General features: G+C 35.2%; 19 protein-coding genes. 10 read left to right on the top strand and 9 right to left on the bottom strand.

Annotation, left to right across the window (positions count from 1 at the left end; genetic code table 11):
- Window positions 1-43 precede the first annotated feature (43 nt).
- Window positions 44-3,082, bottom strand: a complete 3,039-nt coding sequence (locus FNJ88_RS02845; protein ID WP_143851651.1) for an AAA family ATPase — start codon at window positions 3,080-3,082, stop codon at window positions 44-46.
- A 3-nt stretch (window positions 3,083-3,085) separates the two neighbouring features.
- The gene (locus FNJ88_RS02840; RefSeq protein ID WP_143851650.1) at window positions 3,086-4,291 is read right to left on the bottom strand and encodes an exonuclease SbcCD subunit D; all 1,206 of its coding nucleotides are present in this window, start codon (window positions 4,289-4,291) and stop codon (window positions 3,086-3,088) included.
- A 149-nt stretch (window positions 4,292-4,440) separates the two neighbouring features.
- Between FNJ88_RS02840 and FNJ88_RS02835 the strand changes: the two genes are divergently transcribed.
- Window positions 4,441-4,689: a VF530 family DNA-binding protein gene (locus FNJ88_RS02835; protein ID WP_143851649.1), complete on the top strand. Its 249-nt coding sequence runs from the start codon at window positions 4,441-4,443 to the stop codon at window positions 4,687-4,689.
- A 4-nt stretch (window positions 4,690-4,693) separates the two neighbouring features.
- On the opposite strand, the gene FNJ88_RS02830 is transcribed toward FNJ88_RS02835, so the two are convergent.
- From FNJ88_RS02830 to FNJ88_RS02810, 5 genes are all read right to left on the bottom strand, one after another.
- Window positions 4,694-5,071, bottom strand: coding sequence for a YchJ family protein (locus tag FNJ88_RS02830; protein ID WP_143851648.1), 378 nt, complete (start codon window positions 5,069-5,071; stop codon window positions 4,694-4,696).
- A gap of 118 nt (window positions 5,072-5,189) precedes the next feature.
- Complete coding sequence (locus FNJ88_RS02825; protein ID WP_143851647.1) at window positions 5,190-5,696, bottom strand: DinB family protein; 507 nt, start codon at window positions 5,694-5,696, stop codon at window positions 5,190-5,192.
- 183 nt (window positions 5,697-5,879) lie between these two features.
- Window positions 5,880-7,022 (bottom strand): cystathionine gamma-synthase, encoded by a 1,143-nt coding sequence (locus tag FNJ88_RS02820; RefSeq protein ID WP_143851646.1) that lies wholly within the window; start codon window positions 7,020-7,022, stop codon window positions 5,880-5,882.
- A gap of 45 nt (window positions 7,023-7,067) precedes the next feature.
- Window positions 7,068-7,394, bottom strand: a complete 327-nt coding sequence (gldC, locus tag FNJ88_RS02815; protein WP_143851645.1) for a gliding motility protein GldC — start codon at window positions 7,392-7,394, stop codon at window positions 7,068-7,070.
- The gene (locus tag FNJ88_RS02810; RefSeq protein WP_228414559.1) at window positions 7,394-8,326 is read right to left on the bottom strand and encodes a gliding motility protein GldB; all 933 of its coding nucleotides are present in this window, start codon (window positions 8,324-8,326) and stop codon (window positions 7,394-7,396) included. Before FNJ88_RS02810 ends, gldC begins: the two co-directional genes overlap by 1 nt.
- Window positions 8,327-8,417: 91 nt before the next feature.
- Between FNJ88_RS02810 and FNJ88_RS02805 the strand changes: the two genes are divergently transcribed.
- The 4 genes from FNJ88_RS02805 (at window position 8,418) to FNJ88_RS02790 (ending at window position 10,710) form a co-directional block, all read left to right on the top strand.
- The gene (locus FNJ88_RS02805; RefSeq protein WP_143851643.1) at window positions 8,418-8,966 is read left to right on the top strand and encodes a GNAT family N-acetyltransferase; all 549 of its coding nucleotides are present in this window, start codon (window positions 8,418-8,420) and stop codon (window positions 8,964-8,966) included.
- Entirely contained in the window at window positions 8,967-9,755 is a 789-nt protein-coding gene (gene nadE, locus FNJ88_RS02800; protein ID WP_143851642.1) for an NAD(+) synthase, read from the top strand.
- Between the two features lie 21 nt (window positions 9,756-9,776).
- Entirely contained in the window at window positions 9,777-10,304 is a 528-nt protein-coding gene (locus tag FNJ88_RS02795) for a ribonuclease domain-containing protein (RefSeq protein WP_228414558.1), read from the top strand.
- Window positions 10,305-10,419: 115 nt separating this feature from the next.
- Window positions 10,420-10,710: a barstar family protein gene (locus FNJ88_RS02790; RefSeq protein WP_143851641.1), complete on the top strand. Its 291-nt coding sequence runs from the start codon at window positions 10,420-10,422 to the stop codon at window positions 10,708-10,710.
- Window positions 10,711-10,764: 54 nt separating this feature from the next.
- Here the strand turns inward: FNJ88_RS02790 and FNJ88_RS02785 are convergent, their stop codons facing one another.
- Window positions 10,765-11,985, bottom strand: a complete 1,221-nt coding sequence (locus tag FNJ88_RS02785) for a hypothetical protein (protein ID WP_143851640.1) — start codon at window positions 11,983-11,985, stop codon at window positions 10,765-10,767.
- Window positions 11,986-12,013: 28 nt separating this feature from the next.
- On the bottom strand, window positions 12,014-14,620 hold the full coding sequence (locus FNJ88_RS02780) for a TonB-dependent receptor plug domain-containing protein (protein WP_143851639.1): 2,607 nt from the start codon (window positions 14,618-14,620) through the stop codon (window positions 12,014-12,016).
- 194 nt (window positions 14,621-14,814) lie between these two features.
- Here FNJ88_RS02780 and FNJ88_RS02775 point away from each other — a divergent pair, with 194 nt between their 5' ends.
- The 5 genes from FNJ88_RS02775 (at window position 14,815) to FNJ88_RS02755 (ending at window position 19,293) form a co-directional block, all read left to right on the top strand.
- Window positions 14,815-15,492 carry a response regulator gene (locus FNJ88_RS02775; protein WP_143851638.1) on the top strand — a complete coding sequence of 226 codons (678 nt, stop codon included), beginning with the start codon at window positions 14,815-14,817 and terminating at the stop codon, window positions 15,490-15,492.
- Between the two features lie 43 nt (window positions 15,493-15,535).
- Window positions 15,536-16,567, top strand: coding sequence for a sensor histidine kinase (locus FNJ88_RS02770; RefSeq protein ID WP_143851637.1), 1,032 nt, complete (start codon window positions 15,536-15,538; stop codon window positions 16,565-16,567).
- 127 nt (window positions 16,568-16,694) lie between these two features.
- Complete coding sequence (locus FNJ88_RS02765; protein WP_143851636.1) at window positions 16,695-17,270, top strand: IS1096 element passenger TnpR family protein; 576 nt, start codon at window positions 16,695-16,697, stop codon at window positions 17,268-17,270.
- Between the two features lie 199 nt (window positions 17,271-17,469).
- On the top strand, window positions 17,470-18,747 hold the full coding sequence (locus FNJ88_RS02760; protein WP_143851635.1) for an alpha-amylase family glycosyl hydrolase: 1,278 nt from the start codon (window positions 17,470-17,472) through the stop codon (window positions 18,745-18,747).
- A gap of 105 nt (window positions 18,748-18,852) precedes the next feature.
- Window positions 18,853-19,293: a hypothetical protein gene (locus FNJ88_RS02755; protein ID WP_143851634.1), complete on the top strand. Its 441-nt coding sequence runs from the start codon at window positions 18,853-18,855 to the stop codon at window positions 19,291-19,293.
- Window positions 19,294-19,346: the final 53 nt, after the last annotated feature.

Raw genomic sequence — 19,346 nt, 5'->3', positions numbered from 1 at the left:
TTTTTGATTCGTATTGATTAGCAGTATGAACTTTTAATATAAATTAGACCACCTCGATCAAACTGCCTCGTTCCTCATCTTTTGTAATATTCAACGAAACTGGCATTTTCTCTTTCAGTTCTTCAACGTGCGAAATAATTCCCACAATTCTGTTCTCTTTTTGAAGGTTGGTCAGCGTCTCAAAAACCACATTCACCGATTCCAGATCCTGGGTGCCAAAACCCTCATCAATAAAAAAGAAATTCTTATCTGCCTGTGCATTCGACTGTACGCTTTCGGCAAGTGCCAATGCAAGACTCAAAGAAACCTGAAATGCCTGTCCGCCGGAAAGCGTTTTCACACTTCGGCATTTTCCTTCGTTCAGATAATCGATGATCTCGAAATCATTGTTTTCATTCAGTTGTAAACTGAGCTGATTTCTCGTCATCCGATGAAACCGTTCGTTGGCATGATCGCATAATTTACGTAGGTAAATAGACGATACGAACTGTACAAAACCGGCTGCTTTAAACAGATTGAACATCACCTTCAGATCATCTGCTCTTTTCTGAATTTTCCCGAGATCCTTTAACAATGCTTCTTTTTTCTTAAACTCTTTCTCCAGTCTTTCGATTTCAGACGTCGTTTTTACCACGATATTATTTGCGGTTTTTAATTTCTTTTCAGCCGTTTCAAATTGAGTTTCCAGTGTAGAGAATTCCTCCTGATCAAAAGAGAAATCTTTCAATTTTGAAGTCAGTTCTGTAATTCCGTTTTTTAGCGTTTTAAATTCTACTGTGAAATTTTCAACTATTTTCCGGGATTCTACAACGTTAATTTGTTGACCTAAAATAAACTCAACTTCTTTCAGATCGGCGAATTTTTCCGCGATCAAAGATTCTTTTAAAAGCTTTTCGTTATCTGCTATTTCTTTTTTTATCGCTAGAATGCTTTTTTCTAAATGTTGTAAACCGGCTTTTTGCGCAGCTAATTTAGGCGCAACTTGTTTCTCTTTCGCAATAAAGTGCTGATAATTTTTTTCAGTTTCCAGATTGATTTTTGATAAATCCTCATATATTTTCTGAACCTCAGCTATATTTTGATCTTGATAATTATCCCAGTTTAAAATTTTCAGATTAGTCCAATTGGTTTGAATCTGCGTTGCTTTTTGTGCTTCTTCCAGTTTAAACGTTTCAAGCGCTTTATTGAATTTATCAAAATTTCCGCGTTCTTTTTCTAAATTTTTCTGTTCAGTGGAGACCTCTTGGTTGAGTTCTTCAATTTGTTCTTCTATGCTAAAAGATTTTTGCCGTCTTTGGTCAAACTCAGTTTCGTTTTCCGAGTTGAATTCTTTCCAGGTAAAACTTTGCTGATGTTTATCCAGCTGAACTTTTACCAGCTTTAATTTTTCCTGTTCCGTGCCTAACTGTTCTTCAAAGGTGTTTTTTTGGTACAGTATCTTTTCGATCTCCATAACTTGTTGTTGAAGATCTTTCTTTTGATTCTCAGTGTTTTCGATCAGTTTTCCCAAGTGATTCAACTCTGATTGTACATCCTCAAAAGTCACAATATTCGGATGTTCCAAAGCACCGCACAGCGGACAGGATTCTCCATCGTGAAGTTGGTTGGAAAAATGGGCTAATTGCTGCTGAACTTCCAATTGGTTTTTTTTATCTGAAAGTTGTTTGTGCTGAACTTCTAAAGCATCATTTTTTTCTTTAAAATCATTTTTAAAGGTTTCAATATTAATTTTAAAAGGTTCCAGATCTGTGGAGATCGCATTTATTTTTAATTGAAGTTCTCTAATTTTCTTCGTATGAATATTCTGGTTTTCTTTTAGCTTTTTCTGCTCTGAAAACCACTTCTCGACCGCTACTAAAAGATTCGAATCTAATTTTTGAGGTTTTAGTGCCTTTATTTTCTCATTAAGAATTTTGATCTTGTCTGCGATGCCTTTTTGTTTTTGATCAACTTCCTGTACCGTTTCAGCGCCATGTTTAGTGCGTTCTTGCAGCAATTTGATCTCTTCTGAAAACTGCAGCATCTGTACAATTAAACCCAGATCATGTTCCTGAATTTTAGAGTCGTTCAAAGCTTCGTATTTCGGTACAATAATCTTTAACGCTTCGTTGATCGTACTAAATTCAGTAACAATTTCCTTTAAAATTTTCTCCTGAGTTTCTTTATTATTTTTCTGCGTTTCAATTTCTTTTTGAAGTTTACTCTTTTCTAAAATCAGAGGATTGAAAAGTTTGAAAACGTTATCGAATCTTTCGGTTTGTGCCGACAGTAGATCCATTTTTTCTTTTTGTTCCGATAATTTTTCAAATGCTTCTTTCTTTTGGTTTAAAATCTCAAAATCAGTTTTCAGGTTTTTAAGCTGTTGATAGTGTTTTTCAATTTTCTTGAAACCAATTTCAACTTCAAGATAATTTGATGTTTCAATTTTTAAATTTTCCTTTTGAAGTTGAATCTGTTCTTCGGTAATGGTTTCAAAACCTTTCAATTGACCTTCTAATAAATGAAGTTCAGTTTTGTTTTTTTCATTTAAAGCAGAAACATTATTTTGGAGATCAAAACGCTGAAGACTAAAAATTTCCTTCATCATATTGGTACGTTCCGTCGCACCGAGTTCGATGAATTCTTTAAACTGACCTTGCGGAATAATGATCGTACGTTTGAAATTGGCGTAGCTCAATCCAATGATTTCTTCGGTATTGGATCGTTCCTGCGGAATCCATTTTTCATCTTTCCATTCATAGAAAATAACATTCGGTGTTTTTACGTCTTCAAAGTTTTTAGAATTCCTTTTGAATTCCCGGGTTGCGCGAAATTTTTTATTTTCAAAATTGATGAAATCAAATGCAATGTAAGATCGGTTGGATTTAAGATTCATCATATTATATGCGCGTTTATCCCGGGAATTCAAACGTTCTGTTTCGCCATATAAAGCAAATGTGATGGCTTCCAGAATTGAAGATTTTCCAGAACCGACCGACCCGAAAATTCCAAATAATCCAGCATCTGTCAGTCTTTGAAAATCAATGGTCTGGCGCTCCTGATAAGAATACAAACCTTCTAAAATTAATTGAACTGGAATCATTTCTTATGGATTTAAAATTTCATTGAACAAATTGAGAAGATCTTCATTCGGTTCCTGAGCGTTATTTTTAGATTTAAAGTAATCTTTAAAAAGACTCCGAATATCCTGATTCAGATTAATTTCAGATCGCTGGCTTTCAGGAAACTTCTGGTTTTTAACTTTTGGAATAAGATGTACAATACCATGATGAGCATTATAAAGCATTTTTCTTTCCTCCGCTTTTAAATAAGTTTCACTTTCTAAAGTGAGTTCTATCAGGGTATTCTGATTTTCAGATAACCATTCGATTGCTTTTTCAACGTCGTCGAAAGTTTTCTGAACCAAAGGTTTACCTTTTTTTAAGGCAATTTTTTCATAGGAAGCGTCTCGATTGAGTTCAACGTCAACAATAGAAACGTATTTAGTTTGGCCGGCTTCACTAAAACTGTAGCATAAAGGTGAGGAGGAGTAGACAACAGGTTTCTCTTTCGTTCCAATATTTTGAAAAGCATGTAAATGACCCAAAGCGGTATATTGAATCTGCGGCGGAATTGTATCGGAATAGATGAGGTCGGCATTTCCGATCTTAATGGGTTTTTCACCATCCGGTTCTTCCAGAACTGGCGTCCCTCTCTTATTCATGTATAAGTGAGTCATCAGGATATTAACGCCCTTTGCATCACAAAATTCATCTGCAATTGTTTTCCAGTTGTCGGCTAAAACCTGATTGAGCGCGTCTTCCTTATTTTCGCCAAAGTATTCTTTTAATCTCATTTCATTGGCAAAGGCAGTGTGTAAAATGCGTATGGGAAAATTGTGGTTTTTCAATGTTAACTCGATCATACCATCGACCGAAGTTGTGATCTTGAAATTTTCCAGTTCAAAGGGATGAACTTTTGCCTTCGGATGACCGATCAGAATAATTCCGCATTCCCGTGCCAGCGGATCCGGAGCATCAATTAAGCTTGGTGAATCATGGTTTCCGGAGATCGCAATCACAGGTCGTTTTCCATTGAGAGATAAACGTTTTAAGGTCTTGTAAAAAAGCTCGATCGCTTCCACGCCCGGATTGAAATTATCGAAGAGATCGCCAGCCACCAAAACCAGATCTACTTTTTGTTCATCGGCGATCTGAACGATCTCTTCCATGACTAAAATTTGTTCCTCTAACCGTGAAAAGCGGTCTAATCGTTTGCCCAAATGCCAATCGGCCGTATGCAGAATTTTCATATCTCAAATGTAAGAAACAAAAAGAGGATTTAGAATTTGTCGGTTTATTTTAATTAATTTTTACGTGATTTTTATTTTAATATTTAAAAGTAATTTGGTGGAAAATTAAATGATCTTCAGAACTAAAATCATTATTTTTACCAATAATTATGGAAGAGAAATCAAAAGATCCTTTACACGGAAAACGTCTTTATGTAATTTTGGAGGAATTGGTGGACTATTACGAAGGTTTTGAAAAACTGGGTGAGCAGATCAATATCAAATGTTTTACCGATAATCCGAGCATTAAATCTTCCTTGAAGTTTTTACGGAAAACAGATTGGGCCCGAACGAAAGTAGAGAGTTTGTATCTGTATGTTTTAAGACAGAAGAAAAAACAGGAAAGATCTCGCGATTAATTTTTTAGCTTAAAAATTTTCCTTTCACATAGTACCATCGCCCTTCTTTTTGTTTAAAATCTGAAAGTTCGTGATGAAGTTGTGGTTTTCCGTTTTCATCGGTATAGAAAGCTTTAAACTCTACCTGATTTACATTCGGTTTTTGAATGATCTCAAGTTTCGTCCATTGGTTAATTTCGCCCCATTCCTGCAGATCTTCTTTGTTGTGAAGTTTTCTTTTTGCCGGAAAGGTGGTTTTCATTAAATAATCTCCATTTGGAATCGCGAAGGCAGAGAAACGCGATCGCATTAATGTTTCCGCAGTTGGAGCGGTCCTCTCACCAAGATGAAAAGGTTGACAACATTCTTCGTAAGATTTTTCGGAACAACAGGGACAATTCATCGGTATCTGTTTTTATAATTAGAGATTTGTTTTTTTTAATATAGCCAAAATAAAAAAAGAAAACGGGACTAAGCCCGCTTTAATAATTAAGTAAATTTAATTCTGATTTACTTGACTTTTATTTTAGGTACGGTAAATATCTTTCGTTAATAATATTCAGATGATGAAGGTTATGTCCAACGATTAATTTTCCGATGGTTTCCACCGAGATCTCATTTTGGTTTGCAACTCCCGCTCGGGCGAGAATATCTTCATTTAAGTGTTTGAAAAAATGAATGGTGGATTTTCTTAAATAGTCAAACTCTTCAATTAAGCTTTTCAGTGAGGTGTCTTCAAGAAAATAATTTTTCGCATATTCTTCTTCATCCCAACCCGCCAGTTCAGTGTCATCATTTCTGGAAAAACGTAACGCACGATATACAAAAATGCGTTCTGCGTCGATGAGATGTTGCAACAATATTTTTAAACTCCATTTTCCTTGTGCATAAGCGAAACCAGCTTGTTCCTCAGAAAGTTCTTTATAGAGTTCTATAGTTTGAACTCCGCAGATTTTCATTTCTTCCAACCAATTGTCGGTCGGAATGAGATCCAAGTATCTTTGAATGTATTTTTGAAATTGAGTCATCGAAAAATTTTATATTTAGACCACAAAAGCCATAAAAGTTTTTATGAAAATTAATAGAAACCCTTTTTTAAAGTTCAAATAACAAAGTATTTAAATCTTATTTAATCTTTAAAAAGCTAAAAATTATACTTCTTCTGTTGTGCCTTTTGTGGTTTTCCATTGTACAGTAATCTTCAAATGATTTTAACCAAAAGCTTTTTCCAAATCTGCGATCAGATCTTCTTTGTCTTCGATGCCAACGCTCAAACGAACAAGGTCATCGGTAATACCTAATTCCGCACGTTTTTTTGCGGGAATAGATGCGTGTGTCATCAAAGTTGGGTGATTTGCCAAAGATTCTACACCACCTAAAGATTCTGCTAAGGTGAAAACTTTTAAATTTTCTAAAAACCTAATTGCATCTTCTTGCTTTCCTGATTTGAAAGTGAAAGAAACCATTCCACCCGGTTCCCTCATCTGTTTCATTGCTAATTCATGTTGCGGATGAGATTTAAGTCCCGGATAGAAAACTTTTTCTACCGCTGGATGATTCTCTAGATATTCAGCCACTACTAAGCCATTATCAGAGTGTCTTTGCATTCTTAAAGCCAAAGTTTTAATACCTCTTAAAACCAGATAAGAATCGTGTGGTCCTAGAATTCCACCACTAGCGAACTGAATAAAGTGAAGTTTCTCACCTAATTCCGGAGTTTTTGCAATTAGAGCTCCTGCAATTGCATCGGAATGTCCACCTAAATATTTTGTAGCGGAATGCATTACGATATCAGCACCCAAATCCAAAGGTCTTTGAATATAAGGAGTGGCAAACGTGTTATCTACAGCAACTAAAATATCTTTTCCTTTTACTAAATCAGTAACCGCTTTGATGTCTACCAACTTCATTAGTGGATTGGTAGGAGTTTCTAACCAGATTAGTTTGGTTTTCTCGGTAATTACGTCTGCAATTTTTGAAACCTCATCAAAACTTACAAAAGTAAATTTAAGTTGATATTTCTCGAATAAACGGGTAAATAAGCGGTACGATCCACCATATAAATCATCTACAGAAATAACTTCATCGCCGGGATTTAGTAATTTCAATACACAGTCAATAGCAGCTAAACCAGAACCGAAAGCCAGTCCTCTCGCTCCGTTCTCAATAGAGGCTAAACTGTCTTCTAAAGCTTGTCTTGTCGGATTTGCAGCTCTGGAATATTCATATTCACCGACTGGTGAACCCGGAGATTTTTGTGCAAATGTTGACGTTAGGAATACAGGAACATTTACTGATCCTGTTGCGGGTTCGTGGTGTTGACCACCGTGTATTACTTTCGTATTAAAATTCATTGGTTTTGCTTTTGTAATTAACTTGTTCAGTGCTTTAGTGATAAGTTACATTTTTATCGCGGAACGCTGGGCAAATTCCTCTGCCATTTCATCCATCCACTGTGCAACATCTTCTTCGCCTGTAGCTTTCTCGTAAGTGCTGCTTAGTGACATTAAGATTTGGTGAAGAAACATCTTCATCTGATCAACTGGCATATCTTTGGTCCAAAGATCAATTCGTAAAGCTTCTTTTTTCTTATCATCCCACACGGAAATCATTGTTGCTTTGGTTTCTTCTTTTACAATACCTCCATCTTCAGCATTCCAGGTCATTTTCTCGGGAACGTGATTGTCATCTAACTCGATGTCTATGGTTATTTGGGTCTGTCTCATTAATTTTTAGGTTTATAATTACTTTGATTAAATATTTCTTGAGCATTCATTTTTAAAAAGTCTGCTAACTTAGTTTCTGGTTTTTCCTGATAATATTTTCTGCAAATCTGCCACCCTGTGAAAATTCCAATTTGTGGAGAGGATTCATTATCAATCTCCGTATAAAATTTTGAAAAAGGTGCAGGGTTGATAAATCTTTCTATTAAACGCGCGTCGTCACTGAAAACTAAATTACTTTCTACAAAATAGTTCCAGATATTCGCTTCGTTGGCTTTAGCCCAATCATATTGTGGTTGCGTATAGTTCATTTTCAAATAGTCAGGTTCTGATGGTAAGAAAGCATCCTGTAAAACCATTAACTTCCCTTGATAAACAATGAGATCAATAAATTTCTGCTGATCTGTATTTGGTTGAACAAAATTCTTCGCAAAAACTTCTGAAACTTTTGGTAAAATATTATTAGGATTCATGCTCTTTTGGAAATACTGCTCCAAACCTTGATAATTGGGGTTGTTTTCACCCATAAATGCAGAAATGTCTATGAATAGGAGATTCTCATCAGATTGATAAAAAATTGGTTCCATAATCCCCTGTAAGTTTGACGAATAGAGAAAAACAGCTGGATTTTTAAATTGGGGGAAATAATAGTTGATGTGCGAAAATAAGTTACCAAGCTCACTGCTGAGTTTCTGCACATCGATTTTTGCAACTGCTTCTTTGTAGACCTTTATTTCTTCTTTGTCAATTCTTCTTTCTGCGAAATCTTCATTCGGCACTGTTCCTTGAAACCAAGGATATTTGTTCTTGAAAATTTCCAGTGGGATACCGGGATCATAAAACTCTTTAGAAATATCGATGATCTGGGCTTTCTCACCTGGATTTTTTATTTCTATTTCCCATAGATTTTTCGGATCTTTTTTACAGGAACTCATTGTTAATACGAATACAAGAGAAAACGAGAGATATCTAAAAAACTTCATTATTTTTACATCAAATTTTAAAATGCAAAAATAAGGAAAATTAATGGCAAAAATATTTATTGAAACCTCCAGACTTCTCCTAAGAGAAATTATTGCTGAAGATGTAGAGATGATCTATCTGCTCGACAGTAATGCGAAGGTGATGAAATATCTCGGAGTAAAGCCGGTGACCACTAAGGCAGAGTCCGAAAAGACCATTAAGAACATCCGAAAGCAATACAAAGAGAATGGTATTGGGAGATGGGCTGTAATCGAAAAGGAATCTAATTTGCTAATCGGTTGGAGCGGTTTAAAAGTATTGACGGAGCCAATTAATGGTTTTAAAAATGTGTATGAGATTGGGTACCGGTTTTTGCCAGAGTATTGGGGAAAAGGATATGCAACAGAAGCGGGCAAAGCTGTGTTGGATTATGGTTTTAATCTAATGAATTTGGATATTATTTATGCTTGTGCCGATATTAAAAATGGAGATTCCTGCAGAATATTAAAGGACAAATTAGGTTTTGCGGAAAAGGGAACATTCGTTGATGACGTAGATAATGCCATTTGTCAATGGTATGAATTAACAAAAGAAAAATACAGTAAAAATTAAATGCAGACCGATAAAATAACAGATAAAATAGTCAACTGGCTTAAAGATTATGCTAGTAAAGCAAATGTGAAAGGTTACGTGATAGGGGTTTCAGGAGGGATTGATTCTGCAGTAGTTTCAACACTCGCGGCTATGACGGGTTTAAAAACTTTATTAATTGAAATGCCGATCCGGCAGAATCCAGATGAGGTGAATCGTGCGTGGGAACACATGGAAGATCTGAAAAAACGATTTTCTAATATAGAAGCTATTTCCGTTAACCTTACTCCTGCTTTCGAAGAGCTGTATAAAACCTTCGATGCGGATGGTAAAGATTATCCCGCTGAAAAGCTAGCTTTTGCAAATACACGCTCAAGACTAAGAATGCTAACTTTATATCATTATGGACAAATTAATGGTCTGCTTGTTTGTGGAACAGGAAATAAAGTAGAAGATTTCGGTGTTGGTTTCTTTACCAAATATGGCGATGGTGGAGTAGATGTTTCCCCGATTGCAGATTTATATAAAACAGAAGTTTATGCTTTGGCTAAATCTTTAAACTTGGTTGAATCTATTCAAAATGCAATTCCAGCAGATGGACTTTGGGATGAAGCAAGAACCGACGAACAGCAAATTGGAGCGACCTATCCAGAACTGGAAAAGATTCAGAAAGAATTCGGAACCAAGTCGGAAAGTGATTATTCAGGTCGAGATCTGGAGGTTTATAAAATTTTCAGCAGAATGAATAAAGCGGCACAACATAAAATTCAACCTATTCCAGTTTGCAACATTCCAGAAGACTGGCGTTAAAAATAACTACAAAATTTAAATATGGATAGACAGAAAGTCAAACTCGTTCTAACATTTATCATCGGCGTTTTAAGTACCTTTTTGATCATGTACATGATTAAAGATAATAAAAGGGAAAGTGAACCTGAGCGTATAAATAAGTCAGAGGTTTCTTCAAATCAAAATAAATACAGCGAAAATTCCGCGGGAATTAATCAATCAGAAGTCACAAAATCAAGTAGGAATATCGATGAACTGACGCAAGAACGAAAAGTTATTAATTATGTAAAAACCAACCACAAACTTCCAGATTATTACCTGACAAAAGGTGAAGCCCGCAAAAATGGTTGGGTGGCATCAAAAGGTAATCTCTGCGATGTTCTTCCTGGGAAAGCTATTGGTGGCGATCATTTCAGCAATAGAGAAAAAACACTTCCTAAAGGAAACAAATATTTTGAAGCGGATGTAAATTACAACTGCGGCAACAGAAACGCTGACCGCATCGTCTTTACAAAAGATGGAGAAGTATGGCTCACCAAAAATCATTACAAAAGTTTTGAGAAACAGTAATTTACAGACGTAGAGAACAAAGATAAAGGCATGAGATTAGAATTTACAATCTAAATGCTAATTCCCAAAACCCAAAACCCAAAACCTAAAAACCTAACACCTACAACCTAAAAATATGAATACTGTATATATAGACTTTACCGACCTCGGTGACACCGAAGATTTTTATCAGCAATTAAAAGAAAAATTGCCACTGCCAGAAACGTTTGGGGATAATTTAAATGCTCTTTATGATTCGATCACTGGATTTGTCGAACTGCCTTTGCATCTAGAATTCGTGAATATGAGTGTGGATCAATTAGAAGATTTCGAAGATCTATTGGCAACTTTAGAAGATGCAGATGAGGAGCTTGAAGACTTTTCATTTGCCTACTACCTCGAGCAGTACGAAGATGACGAAGAATAAAAAAAGGCTTTTCAAATTTGAAAAGCCCTTTTTTGATATGAAGAATGAAAAAAATTATTTTAATGAAGACAATAAGTCAACTCCGTTTACCGTTGCCCAAGCACCACCAATTAGAGAAACTTTCTTCACGGTTGTATCGCTCGTAAAAGTTTTTCCACCGTTTCCTGAGAAAGTATAACCCCAAATATTCAGGTTGTCAGAATTTAAATGATTTGCTGGTGAAACCACTATTTTTCCTTTGTTTACTTGCTCTGTTTCTGTTGGAGCATCTTGGATAAGAACAGAATATGCATTTTTGCCATCTGTATTTTTGTATCCGTCTATGTAAACATTCGTAAAAATTCCAGAACCATGTTTTTTGAATTGAATGGCACTTACTTCTGATGAACCCGGATTTTCAGGTTTGGTACCTGCGGCTCTCATCAAAGTAATTCCGTTTACTTTTGGTGCAGTATTATCAGCGTTTCCAGAAGCTTCAATTTCCATCCCGAAGTTTCCGGTTCCAGTTTGATAAGCGAACCAATTGCTGTTGTTTTGTCCACTCCAACCATCTTGCCAGTCAAATGCATCATCATAATTTCCGTAAGAAACCAAATTTTTCGCATTTACTGTTCCTCCAAAAAACTCATAACCATCATCTGTTCCCATGTAAGAAACTAAATTCTCTAAAGTTGTTCCAGCTCCAACGGAGTAAAATGTCATAGAATTCGTTTCGGAAGTTCCATCTCCAATTTTTTTACCACCGTATTCTACCCGTACATATTTTAAACTTCCAGAGTTGTCGTTTGGTTGATCACCACCATAATACACCTCATTACCATCTTCCGAAATTGCTTTTATCGCTCCATTAATTGCTTTTATAGGTGCGTTTCCGTACAACGTAACACCACCCCAATCTCCTGGTTTTTTACTATCTGAAGTAAAAACAATAGGTTCCGAAGCGGTTCCTTCTGCGAATATTTTTGCTCCTTGTAAAACAACTAAACTGCTTCCTACAGAAGTTTTTGCAGTAAACGTAGCACCAGGTTCAATAGTTAATGTAATTCCTTCCGGAACTTTTACAACTCCTTCCAAGGAGTAAGTTCCTTTTTTTACCGTGGTGTTTTGCGTTAATGTTCCAGTTAGTGTCCCCGTTCCACTTAACACAGCACCAGTTGTTGGGCCACTCGGCGTTCCACCTCCATTAATATCAGCATCTTCTCTAATTTCTACAGTACAAGAAGTTACTGAAAGTACCACTGCTAATGACAGTAAGGATAAAATGTTCTTTTTCATATTAATTTTAATTTTCGTTTATTTATTTTTAAAAAGTATAACCTGCCGTAAAATTGACAGAAGTTCCGCGTTTGTAATCCGTGTGGATATTGGTTCGTACATTCAAAGGAATATAACCGTCATCCCCTTGATCAAGTTGATAGGTACTGTTCAGTAGGTTCAAAATACCCATTTTTATATTCCAGTTTTTTGTTAATTGGGTATTATATACAAAATCAAGTTGGTGAAAAGGTCTTTCGTAAATGTGATCTAAACCGGAAGTTCCCACAGTAAAAATTTTCGATCCAGAAACATTATAAACTAAAGATGCAGTTTGAGGAAGATTTTGTCCATTCTTAAATTCGTATTTTAAATCAGCATTTACAGTCCAAGGCGCTGCACCCTGTAGTTTTCTGTCTTTTAATTCCCCAGTGAAGTTATTGAGTCTTTCTTGTTCCAATTGATTTTCACTTCGCTCTACTTTGGAATACATAAACGTCGCGTTGCTTCCAATAGTCCATTGGTTTAGAGATTCGGAAATTCGAGACAAATTCATAGTTCCTTCCAGTTCTACTCCTCCTAAAACAGCGTTTTTCGCATTGAAAAAAGTAATGGCAGTACCAGTAGAATTTCCAGAAGCAACATAACCTCTTTCAATTGCTTTTTCTATTTTTTTTACGAAAAGATTGATGGCAAACATTTCCTTATTCGTAGGGAAAATTTCATATTTTAGATCAATATTGTAATTTTCACTATTTTTAAGATCCTTATTACCCAAGATATTTTCGTTATCTGGATTAATGTAGGTAATCGGCATATATTCTATAAGGATTGGTCTTGTAAGTGTTTTACTTGCTGCGAAACGGATATTGGATTTTGAATTAAGTTCCTTTTTAATGGAAAGAGAGGGTAGTAAAAAATATTGATTTCGAATTAAATCTCTAAAATCAGAATCTCCCTGCTTTTTATATCTCGTTATATTGATGCTGTTTTCAACTCGACCGCCCACTAGAATATCCCAAGTATCATTCGGTTTAAAGTTTACACTAGTATAACCGGCATTCACAAACTGATACAAGTTCGATCGATATACCGTTTCATTTGTATTTTCTTTAAAGTGGAAATACCCTTTTTGGATATAATCTTCAAAACTTTGCTGTGGACGGTCAATATCTACAACAACCGTTTTAGCGATATCTGTATTAATAGAAGCATTGATGAATCGGTAGGAGTTGCTACGGTGATCAACGAATCCATTGTATCCAACAGTAACTTGCCAAGGGTAGCTTTTTCTATCTCCTTTTTCTCCCAGCAGTACAGCGTACTCTGCTAGTGTAGAGAAATAATTATTACCATCTACATCCAAATATTGTCGAATGAGGTTATTTCCCCCAAAATTCATTTTTACTTCGTTCGGGTTATCCGTAAGAATTCCCTCAGAAATTTTTCGATCTGGTTGTTGGAAATTATTTTTCACCCAGCTTCCTCCAACTTTAAAGAGATGACGATCTCCAATTTTCTGACTAGCCCATAACTGAACATCCAAAAACTTGGAAATATCCATCTGATCTACTCGAAAAAATCCTTTGCCTGCATTGCGTATATCTTGGTTTTTATATCCTGTAAAATCAGAGATTGAATTTGTGGAATTTTGAAGATAGATGGTATTAAAACCTACATTCAAACCTTTGTTTTTATATCCAAGACCTAATAAAGCAGACGACTCTAATTCGTAAGTGTATTCTTTTCTATTTAAATCATTGTTCATTTCTCCTACCGTTTGTAAAGAAAGAAACTGGTTTTTGTTACCATCAGTCATCTCGTATTTAGTTCCCTGATTTAGGGATAAAAGCAAACCTAAATTTCCTGCTTCTCCAACTTTAAATTTTTGTGCAGTCGTAAAACCAATATTGGTATTAGGTAATGCTTTAATTTTATCTACATTCCAACCATCTTCAAATGAATTCAAAGATTGTTGTTTCGAGAATTCGTAATTCATAGGAACATATCCTTTTACTTCATCAGGAAGTTGTCTTCCTTTGGAATTTTGTCCTATATAACCCTTCATTGTGTAGGCGTCAGGATTAACTTTGAAGTTTTTAAAGGTAGTTTGCGTATTATAACCAATTCCAAATTCTACTTTTGAAAAAGGACGGTCAATCGTAAGTGTTTCGATATCGAAAGTAGCACCTGCAAAGTCAGCATACAAATTGGTACTGAAAGTTTTGTAAATATTCAGCTTTCCTACTACGTCAGTTGGGAATTGTTTTAGTGCAATAATTTTCTGAAAGGGGTTATTTGATGGAGATCCTAACCCATTAATAAGTAAGGTGTTGTATCTTTCTTCTAAACCTCTTACAAACAATCCACGTCCTTCTACTGTAGTAATACCAGTTACCTTCTTTAGTCCTTGTTCCACATTAGAAATTCCTTTTCTAGAGATTTCTTCAGAACCCATTGATTGCTTTTGAATGATTGCTTTTTTCTGATCTACTAAAAGTGCACTCTCGGATTTTTTATTAGAAGAACTTTTCAGTATAATTCCTTCAATGTTCTTCTCTTTTTTTACCGTATCCTGTTCCGATTTTTGGGCATACAAAAATGGAGTGGCGGAGTATAACATTACAACTGCAAGACTCAGTTTTCTAATTTTCATTTCTTCTTTTTGGTTAAATTTCTTTCGGGGCAAAGGACGAAATTATAGACTGGTTTGGTGTTGCGGTAGCTTTAACTTTAAATTACGATTGTCTTAACAAACTACCACGAATGTTAATTAATTATGAATATTTAGAATTACGGGATTTTGCACCTTTTATTTGATTAATTTTGAAAAGATAAACCATGAGAAAAATGAGTCAAAAAAAAGTACTTTTGATCGATGACGAGGAGGATATATTGGAAATTCTTTCCTACAATCTTATAAAAGAAGGTTACCAAGTCACCACCGCCAATAATGGAAATGAAGGTATAAGAAAAGCGAAAGAAGTTATTCCTGACCTTATTCTATTGGATGTAATGATGCCGGAAAAGGATGGGATCGAAACCTGTACAGAGCTGCGGACAATCAAGGAACTTCAGAAAACACTTATTGTTTTCTTATCCGCAAGAAGTGAGGAGTTTTCTCAGCTTGCTGGTTTTGAAGCAGGTGCAAATGATTATGTCGTAAAACTAATTAAACCAAAAATCCTGATTTCCAAAATAAATGCACTTTTGCAATTGCGATCTAGTTCTGCACAAAATGCCGCTAAAATCACAATTGGTGATTTAATTATTGATAAGGATAATGTGAGAGTAACCAAAAACGGCCAAAATTTTTTACTTCCCAAAAAAGAATTCGATTTGCTTTATCTTTTAGCATCTAATACCGAAAAGGTTTTTAAACGAGAGGAGATTTTAGATCGGGTATGGGGAAATGAAGTGGTTGTTGGAGAACGGACCATAGATGTTCATATCCGTCGTTTAAGAGAGAAGCTGGGAATCAACACGATCCAGACCATGAAGGGGATTGGTTATAAATTAGTTGTGTAACTTTGTGAAACCACCTTCCAATCAACAGTAGTTCTACATTATCATGAAATTTCATCGGCTTACTATTCTCGCTTCTCTTTTTCTGACCGTTGTCATGCTTTTTCTGATCTATGTTTTTGATTCTGCAAAACATAAATTCTCCGAAACAAATCAACAATTCTTTTTGACGCTTATTTTCAGTAGTCTCGTGATGGCTTTGATCAACTATCTGGTGCTTGATTTTCTATTTAATTTTTATGGAAAAAAGCAAATCAGAAAAATATCAACTATTTTGCCGGAAGAGATCATCAATGAAGACAGTACGCTCAATTTTACCGAATTAGGTCAAAGAGTATCTGATCTTAATTTAAGAAATACGACTGAACTTGATACGATGAAAGAGATGGAAATCTACCGCAAAGAATACATCGGAAACGTTTCTCACGAACTAAAAACGCCTCTTTTCACGATACAAGGTTACGTAGACACTTTATTAGAAGGTGGCGTAGAGAATCTTACAATTCGTGATAAATATTTGGGTAGAATTGATAAATCAGTTGAACGGTTATTGACAATCGTGAAAGATTTGGATATGATCAACCAGTTTGAAAGTGGTGAGATAACCCTAAATAAAAGCCAGTTTGATCTGAACCAACTCGTAAGAGAAATGATTGATTTACTGGATTTAGAAGCCCAGAAGAAAGATACCAAAATCATATTGCAAAGTACAACCAGTCAAACCCTTGTACTTGCGGATAAACAGAAAATCTCTCAAGTTTTGATGAATTTATTGTCCAATGCTATTAATTATTCTAATCGGGAAAAAGCGACGATAACGGTAAGAATCACTGCCCACCGAAATAAATTTTTGGTAGTGGTTAGCGATAATGGGATGGGTATAAAACCAGAAATGTTACCGCGTATTTTCGAACGCTTCTATCGCGTTGAGGCTAGTAGAAACAGACATGATGGCGGTTCCGGACTTGGATTAGCAATAGTAAAACATATTCTGGAAGCGCACCATGAGAGTATCCGCGTGGAAAGCACCTATCTTGAAGGCTCAAAATTCAGCTTCTATCTACAAAAAGCGTTTTAATGAGCGCCCAAAATGTAAGCAAAACTTTTTAATAAAAAAGGGTGTAATATTTTCTCGTCGAATTTCAATTGTTTTATATTTGTACCCGAACAATAAATGTAAAAATTAATTAAAATTTAAGGTAATAATGGTTTACAAACTCCGAATTATTTTAGACACCAAGGAGGATATTTTTAGAGATGTAGAAATTAAAGGTAAGCAAACCCTTTGGAATCTTCACTTAGGAATTAAAAGTGCGTTTTCTTTAATGGGCGATGATCTGTCGCTGTTTGATATCTTAGATGAAGATGGAGCTGTAGTGAAATCGGTCCCTCTTGAAGATATGAGCGATGATGGGGACGGTGAAATCATGTCCGATGTTTATATTAGTGAAGTTTTTGAAAAAAAGGGAGACAAAATTCATTTTCAATATGGATTTATGGATTTATGGGAGTTCTTCTGCGAATTAGTAGAAATTATCGATGAGAAACCGGCGGTCAATTATCCAATTACCGTTTTCCGTTTTGGTAATATGCCTTTAAAAGCTCCAAGTAAATCTGGTGCGAAAAATAAAAAAAATAACGTTGTCCCATTGTTAGATGATGATTTCGGAAGTTTTGAAGATGAATATAAGGCAGGGAGTTTCGAGGATGATGATGATGAGAATTATGACGATGATGATGACGATTTCAATGATGACAATTTTGAAGATGACTTAGATTAAAGTTGAAAATAAGCATATACCCCGAATCTTTCGGGGTTTTTTTATGAGCGATCGTTTCGACCTTAAGTAGTATAAAAAGGTATCAATTCTAACGTATTCTCTCTGGGAAAGGAATCCCTTTCATTTAAAAATTATAAATTTGTTCCACATTCTGGGGTGATAAGAAGCGGTTTTAATCATTCCCAATAATAAAAGGTCAATGGATTTATCCAATAGGTGGAAGCATGCCACCAATATTTACGAAGTCAATATCAGACAGTACACAAAAGAGGGAACTTTTCGAGCTTTCGAAAAGGAAATTCCTCGACTGCGATCAATGGGAATAGAAACTTTATGGTTCATGCCTATTACTCCAATTTCAATTAAAAATAAAAAAGGAACTCTCGGAAGTCAATATGCAGCTCAAGATTATGTTTCAATTAATTCAGAATTTGGCACGCTGGAAGATTTTAAACATCTGGTGAGTGAAGCGCACAAAATGGGTTTCAAAGTGCTGATCGATTGGGTGGCAAATCACACTGGTTGGGATCATGTTTGGACCAGAACAAACCCTGAATTTTATCTGAAAGATCCAGCAACCAATGACTTTCAAATTGCTTCAGGAATGGACGATATTATCGAGCTTGATTATTCAAATGCTGCAATGCGTCAGGCGATGATAGATGCCATGAAGTTTTGGGTTTCGGAAACTGATATTGATGGATTTAGATGTGATCTTGCAAGTTGGGTACAAGTTGATTTTTGGAAACAGGCAAGACCTGAAATAGATGAAATTAAACCACTTTTCTTATTAGGAGAGTTTGACGAACTTGAAAATCCAGAGTATGGAAAAGTTTTCGATGCCAGTTACACCTGGATGTGGATGCACAAAACGAAAGTTTATAATCAAGATGAAATTTCATTTGAGGATCTAAAAGATTTATTGATCCGCTATTCTAATATCGGTGATTCGTCAATGAGAGCCTGGTTCACCAGTAATCACGACGAAAATACCTGGAACGGGACAGAATATGAAAAATATGGTGATTTAGCTATTCCATTAGCTGTTTTTTCTATTACCTGGAATGGAGTTCCGCTTATTTATAATGGTCAGGAATTACCTTTAAAAACAAAACGGCTGCAGTTTTTCGAGAAAGATCCAATTCCCTGGTCCGATAAAAAGGAGCTTAATGAGTTTTACCAAATTTTATTAAATTTAAAAACGCGTAATCTCGCTTTGAGAGGTGGCGATCCTGCTGCGAAGACCTTCATAATAAAAACTACTGCAGATGATAAGATTTTAGCCTATCTTCGAAAAAATGATAACGATGAGGTATTAACAGTATTAAATTTTTCTAAAGAGAATATTTCTTTCACTATTGATGATGAGAGGGTGATTGGCATTTTCAAAAACATTTTTAGTGGTCCAGTAAAAGATTTTTTACAAGATAAAAGTTTTTACTTGCCTGTTGGAGGATATGCGGTCTTAGAAAAATAGATCAATTCTTCTAGAATGAGTGATTTTAAGCTTAAATACTAAAATAGTCTCTTTTTTATTAATGAAACAATCATTTTTTTTAGCCAAACCCATTTTAAATTATAAATGAATAAATCCGAAATACTTCAAATTCTTCACGCTAAATTATCAGAAAAGATTGATGTTTTAGACCAGATGATTACCGAAACCCGTGCTTCTAATAACGAAACAAAAAGCTCGATGGGTGATAAATATGAAACTTCACGCGAAATGGTTCAGCAACAAATTAACAATCTGCAGATTCAGTTGAATGAACATGTAAAAGCAAAGAACTCGTTAAGATCCATCAGTATCAGTCCACATGAAGTAATTGGATTAGGTTCCCTTGTTCAAACTGACAAAGGCTTTTTTTATATCGCAGTTTCTCTAGGTGAAATCATCTTTGATGATCAGAAAATCTTTGTTATTTCAACCGAAAGTCCTTTGGGTAAATCCTTATTTAGCAAGAAAAAAGAAGAAGAATTTTATTTAAACAATCTTAAGCATAAAATTCTAAAAATTTGGTAAATTTGAAAACTAACCTTTTCTGTGAATTTATATCTCCAAATTACCACATCTTC

The sequence above is a fragment of the Chryseobacterium sp. SNU WT5 genome, assembly GCF_007362475.1.
Taxonomy (GTDB): Bacteria; Bacteroidota; Bacteroidia; order Flavobacteriales; family Weeksellaceae; genus Kaistella.
The sequence above is the reverse complement of the archived record's forward strand: the minus strand, read 5'-3'. Positions and strand labels throughout refer to the sequence as shown.

Excerpts from the sequence above, each read along its gene's own strand:
- FNJ88_RS02790 (WP_143851641.1), top strand. The coding sequence starts at position 10,420 with ATGAATACTGTATATATAGACTTTACCGACCTCGGTGACACCGAAGAT.
- FNJ88_RS02825 (WP_143851647.1), bottom strand. The coding sequence starts at position 5,696 with ATGACTCAATTTCAAAAATACATTCAAAGATACTTGGATCTCATTCCG.
- gldC (WP_143851645.1), bottom strand. The coding sequence starts at position 7,394 with ATGAGACAGACCCAAATAACCATAGACATCGAGTTAGATGACAATCAC.
- nadE (WP_143851642.1), top strand. The coding sequence starts at position 8,967 with ATGCAGACCGATAAAATAACAGATAAAATAGTCAACTGGCTTAAAGAT.
- FNJ88_RS02760 (WP_143851635.1), top strand. The coding sequence starts at position 17,470 with ATGGATTTATCCAATAGGTGGAAGCATGCCACCAATATTTACGAAGTC.
- FNJ88_RS02780 (WP_143851639.1), bottom strand. The coding sequence starts at position 14,620 with ATGAAAATTAGAAAACTGAGTCTTGCAGTTGTAATGTTATACTCCGCC.
- FNJ88_RS02770 (WP_143851637.1), top strand. The coding sequence starts at position 15,536 with ATGAAATTTCATCGGCTTACTATTCTCGCTTCTCTTTTTCTGACCGTT.
- FNJ88_RS02820 (WP_143851646.1), bottom strand. The coding sequence starts at position 7,022 with ATGAATTTTAATACGAAAGTAATACACGGTGGTCAACACCACGAACCC.
- FNJ88_RS02835 (WP_143851649.1), top strand. The coding sequence starts at position 4,441 with ATGGAAGAGAAATCAAAAGATCCTTTACACGGAAAACGTCTTTATGTA.
- FNJ88_RS02785 (WP_143851640.1), bottom strand. The coding sequence starts at position 11,985 with ATGAAAAAGAACATTTTATCCTTACTGTCATTAGCAGTGGTACTTTCA.
- FNJ88_RS02795 (WP_228414558.1), top strand. The coding sequence starts at position 9,777 with ATGGATAGACAGAAAGTCAAACTCGTTCTAACATTTATCATCGGCGTT.
- FNJ88_RS02810 (WP_228414559.1), bottom strand. The coding sequence starts at position 8,326 with ATGAGTTCCTGTAAAAAAGATCCGAAAAATCTATGGGAAATAGAAATA.
- FNJ88_RS02765 (WP_143851636.1), top strand. The coding sequence starts at position 16,695 with ATGGTTTACAAACTCCGAATTATTTTAGACACCAAGGAGGATATTTTT.
- FNJ88_RS02830 (WP_143851648.1), bottom strand. The coding sequence starts at position 5,071 with ATGAATTGTCCCTGTTGTTCCGAAAAATCTTACGAAGAATGTTGTCAA.
- FNJ88_RS02845 (WP_143851651.1), bottom strand. The coding sequence starts at position 3,082 with ATGATTCCAGTTCAATTAATTTTAGAAGGTTTGTATTCTTATCAGGAG.
- FNJ88_RS02755 (WP_143851634.1), top strand. The coding sequence starts at position 18,853 with ATGAATAAATCCGAAATACTTCAAATTCTTCACGCTAAATTATCAGAA.
- FNJ88_RS02840 (WP_143851650.1), bottom strand. The coding sequence starts at position 4,291 with ATGAAAATTCTGCATACGGCCGATTGGCATTTGGGCAAACGATTAGAC.
- FNJ88_RS02805 (WP_143851643.1), top strand. The coding sequence starts at position 8,418 with ATGGCAAAAATATTTATTGAAACCTCCAGACTTCTCCTAAGAGAAATT.
- FNJ88_RS02775 (WP_143851638.1), top strand. The coding sequence starts at position 14,815 with ATGAGTCAAAAAAAAGTACTTTTGATCGATGACGAGGAGGATATATTG.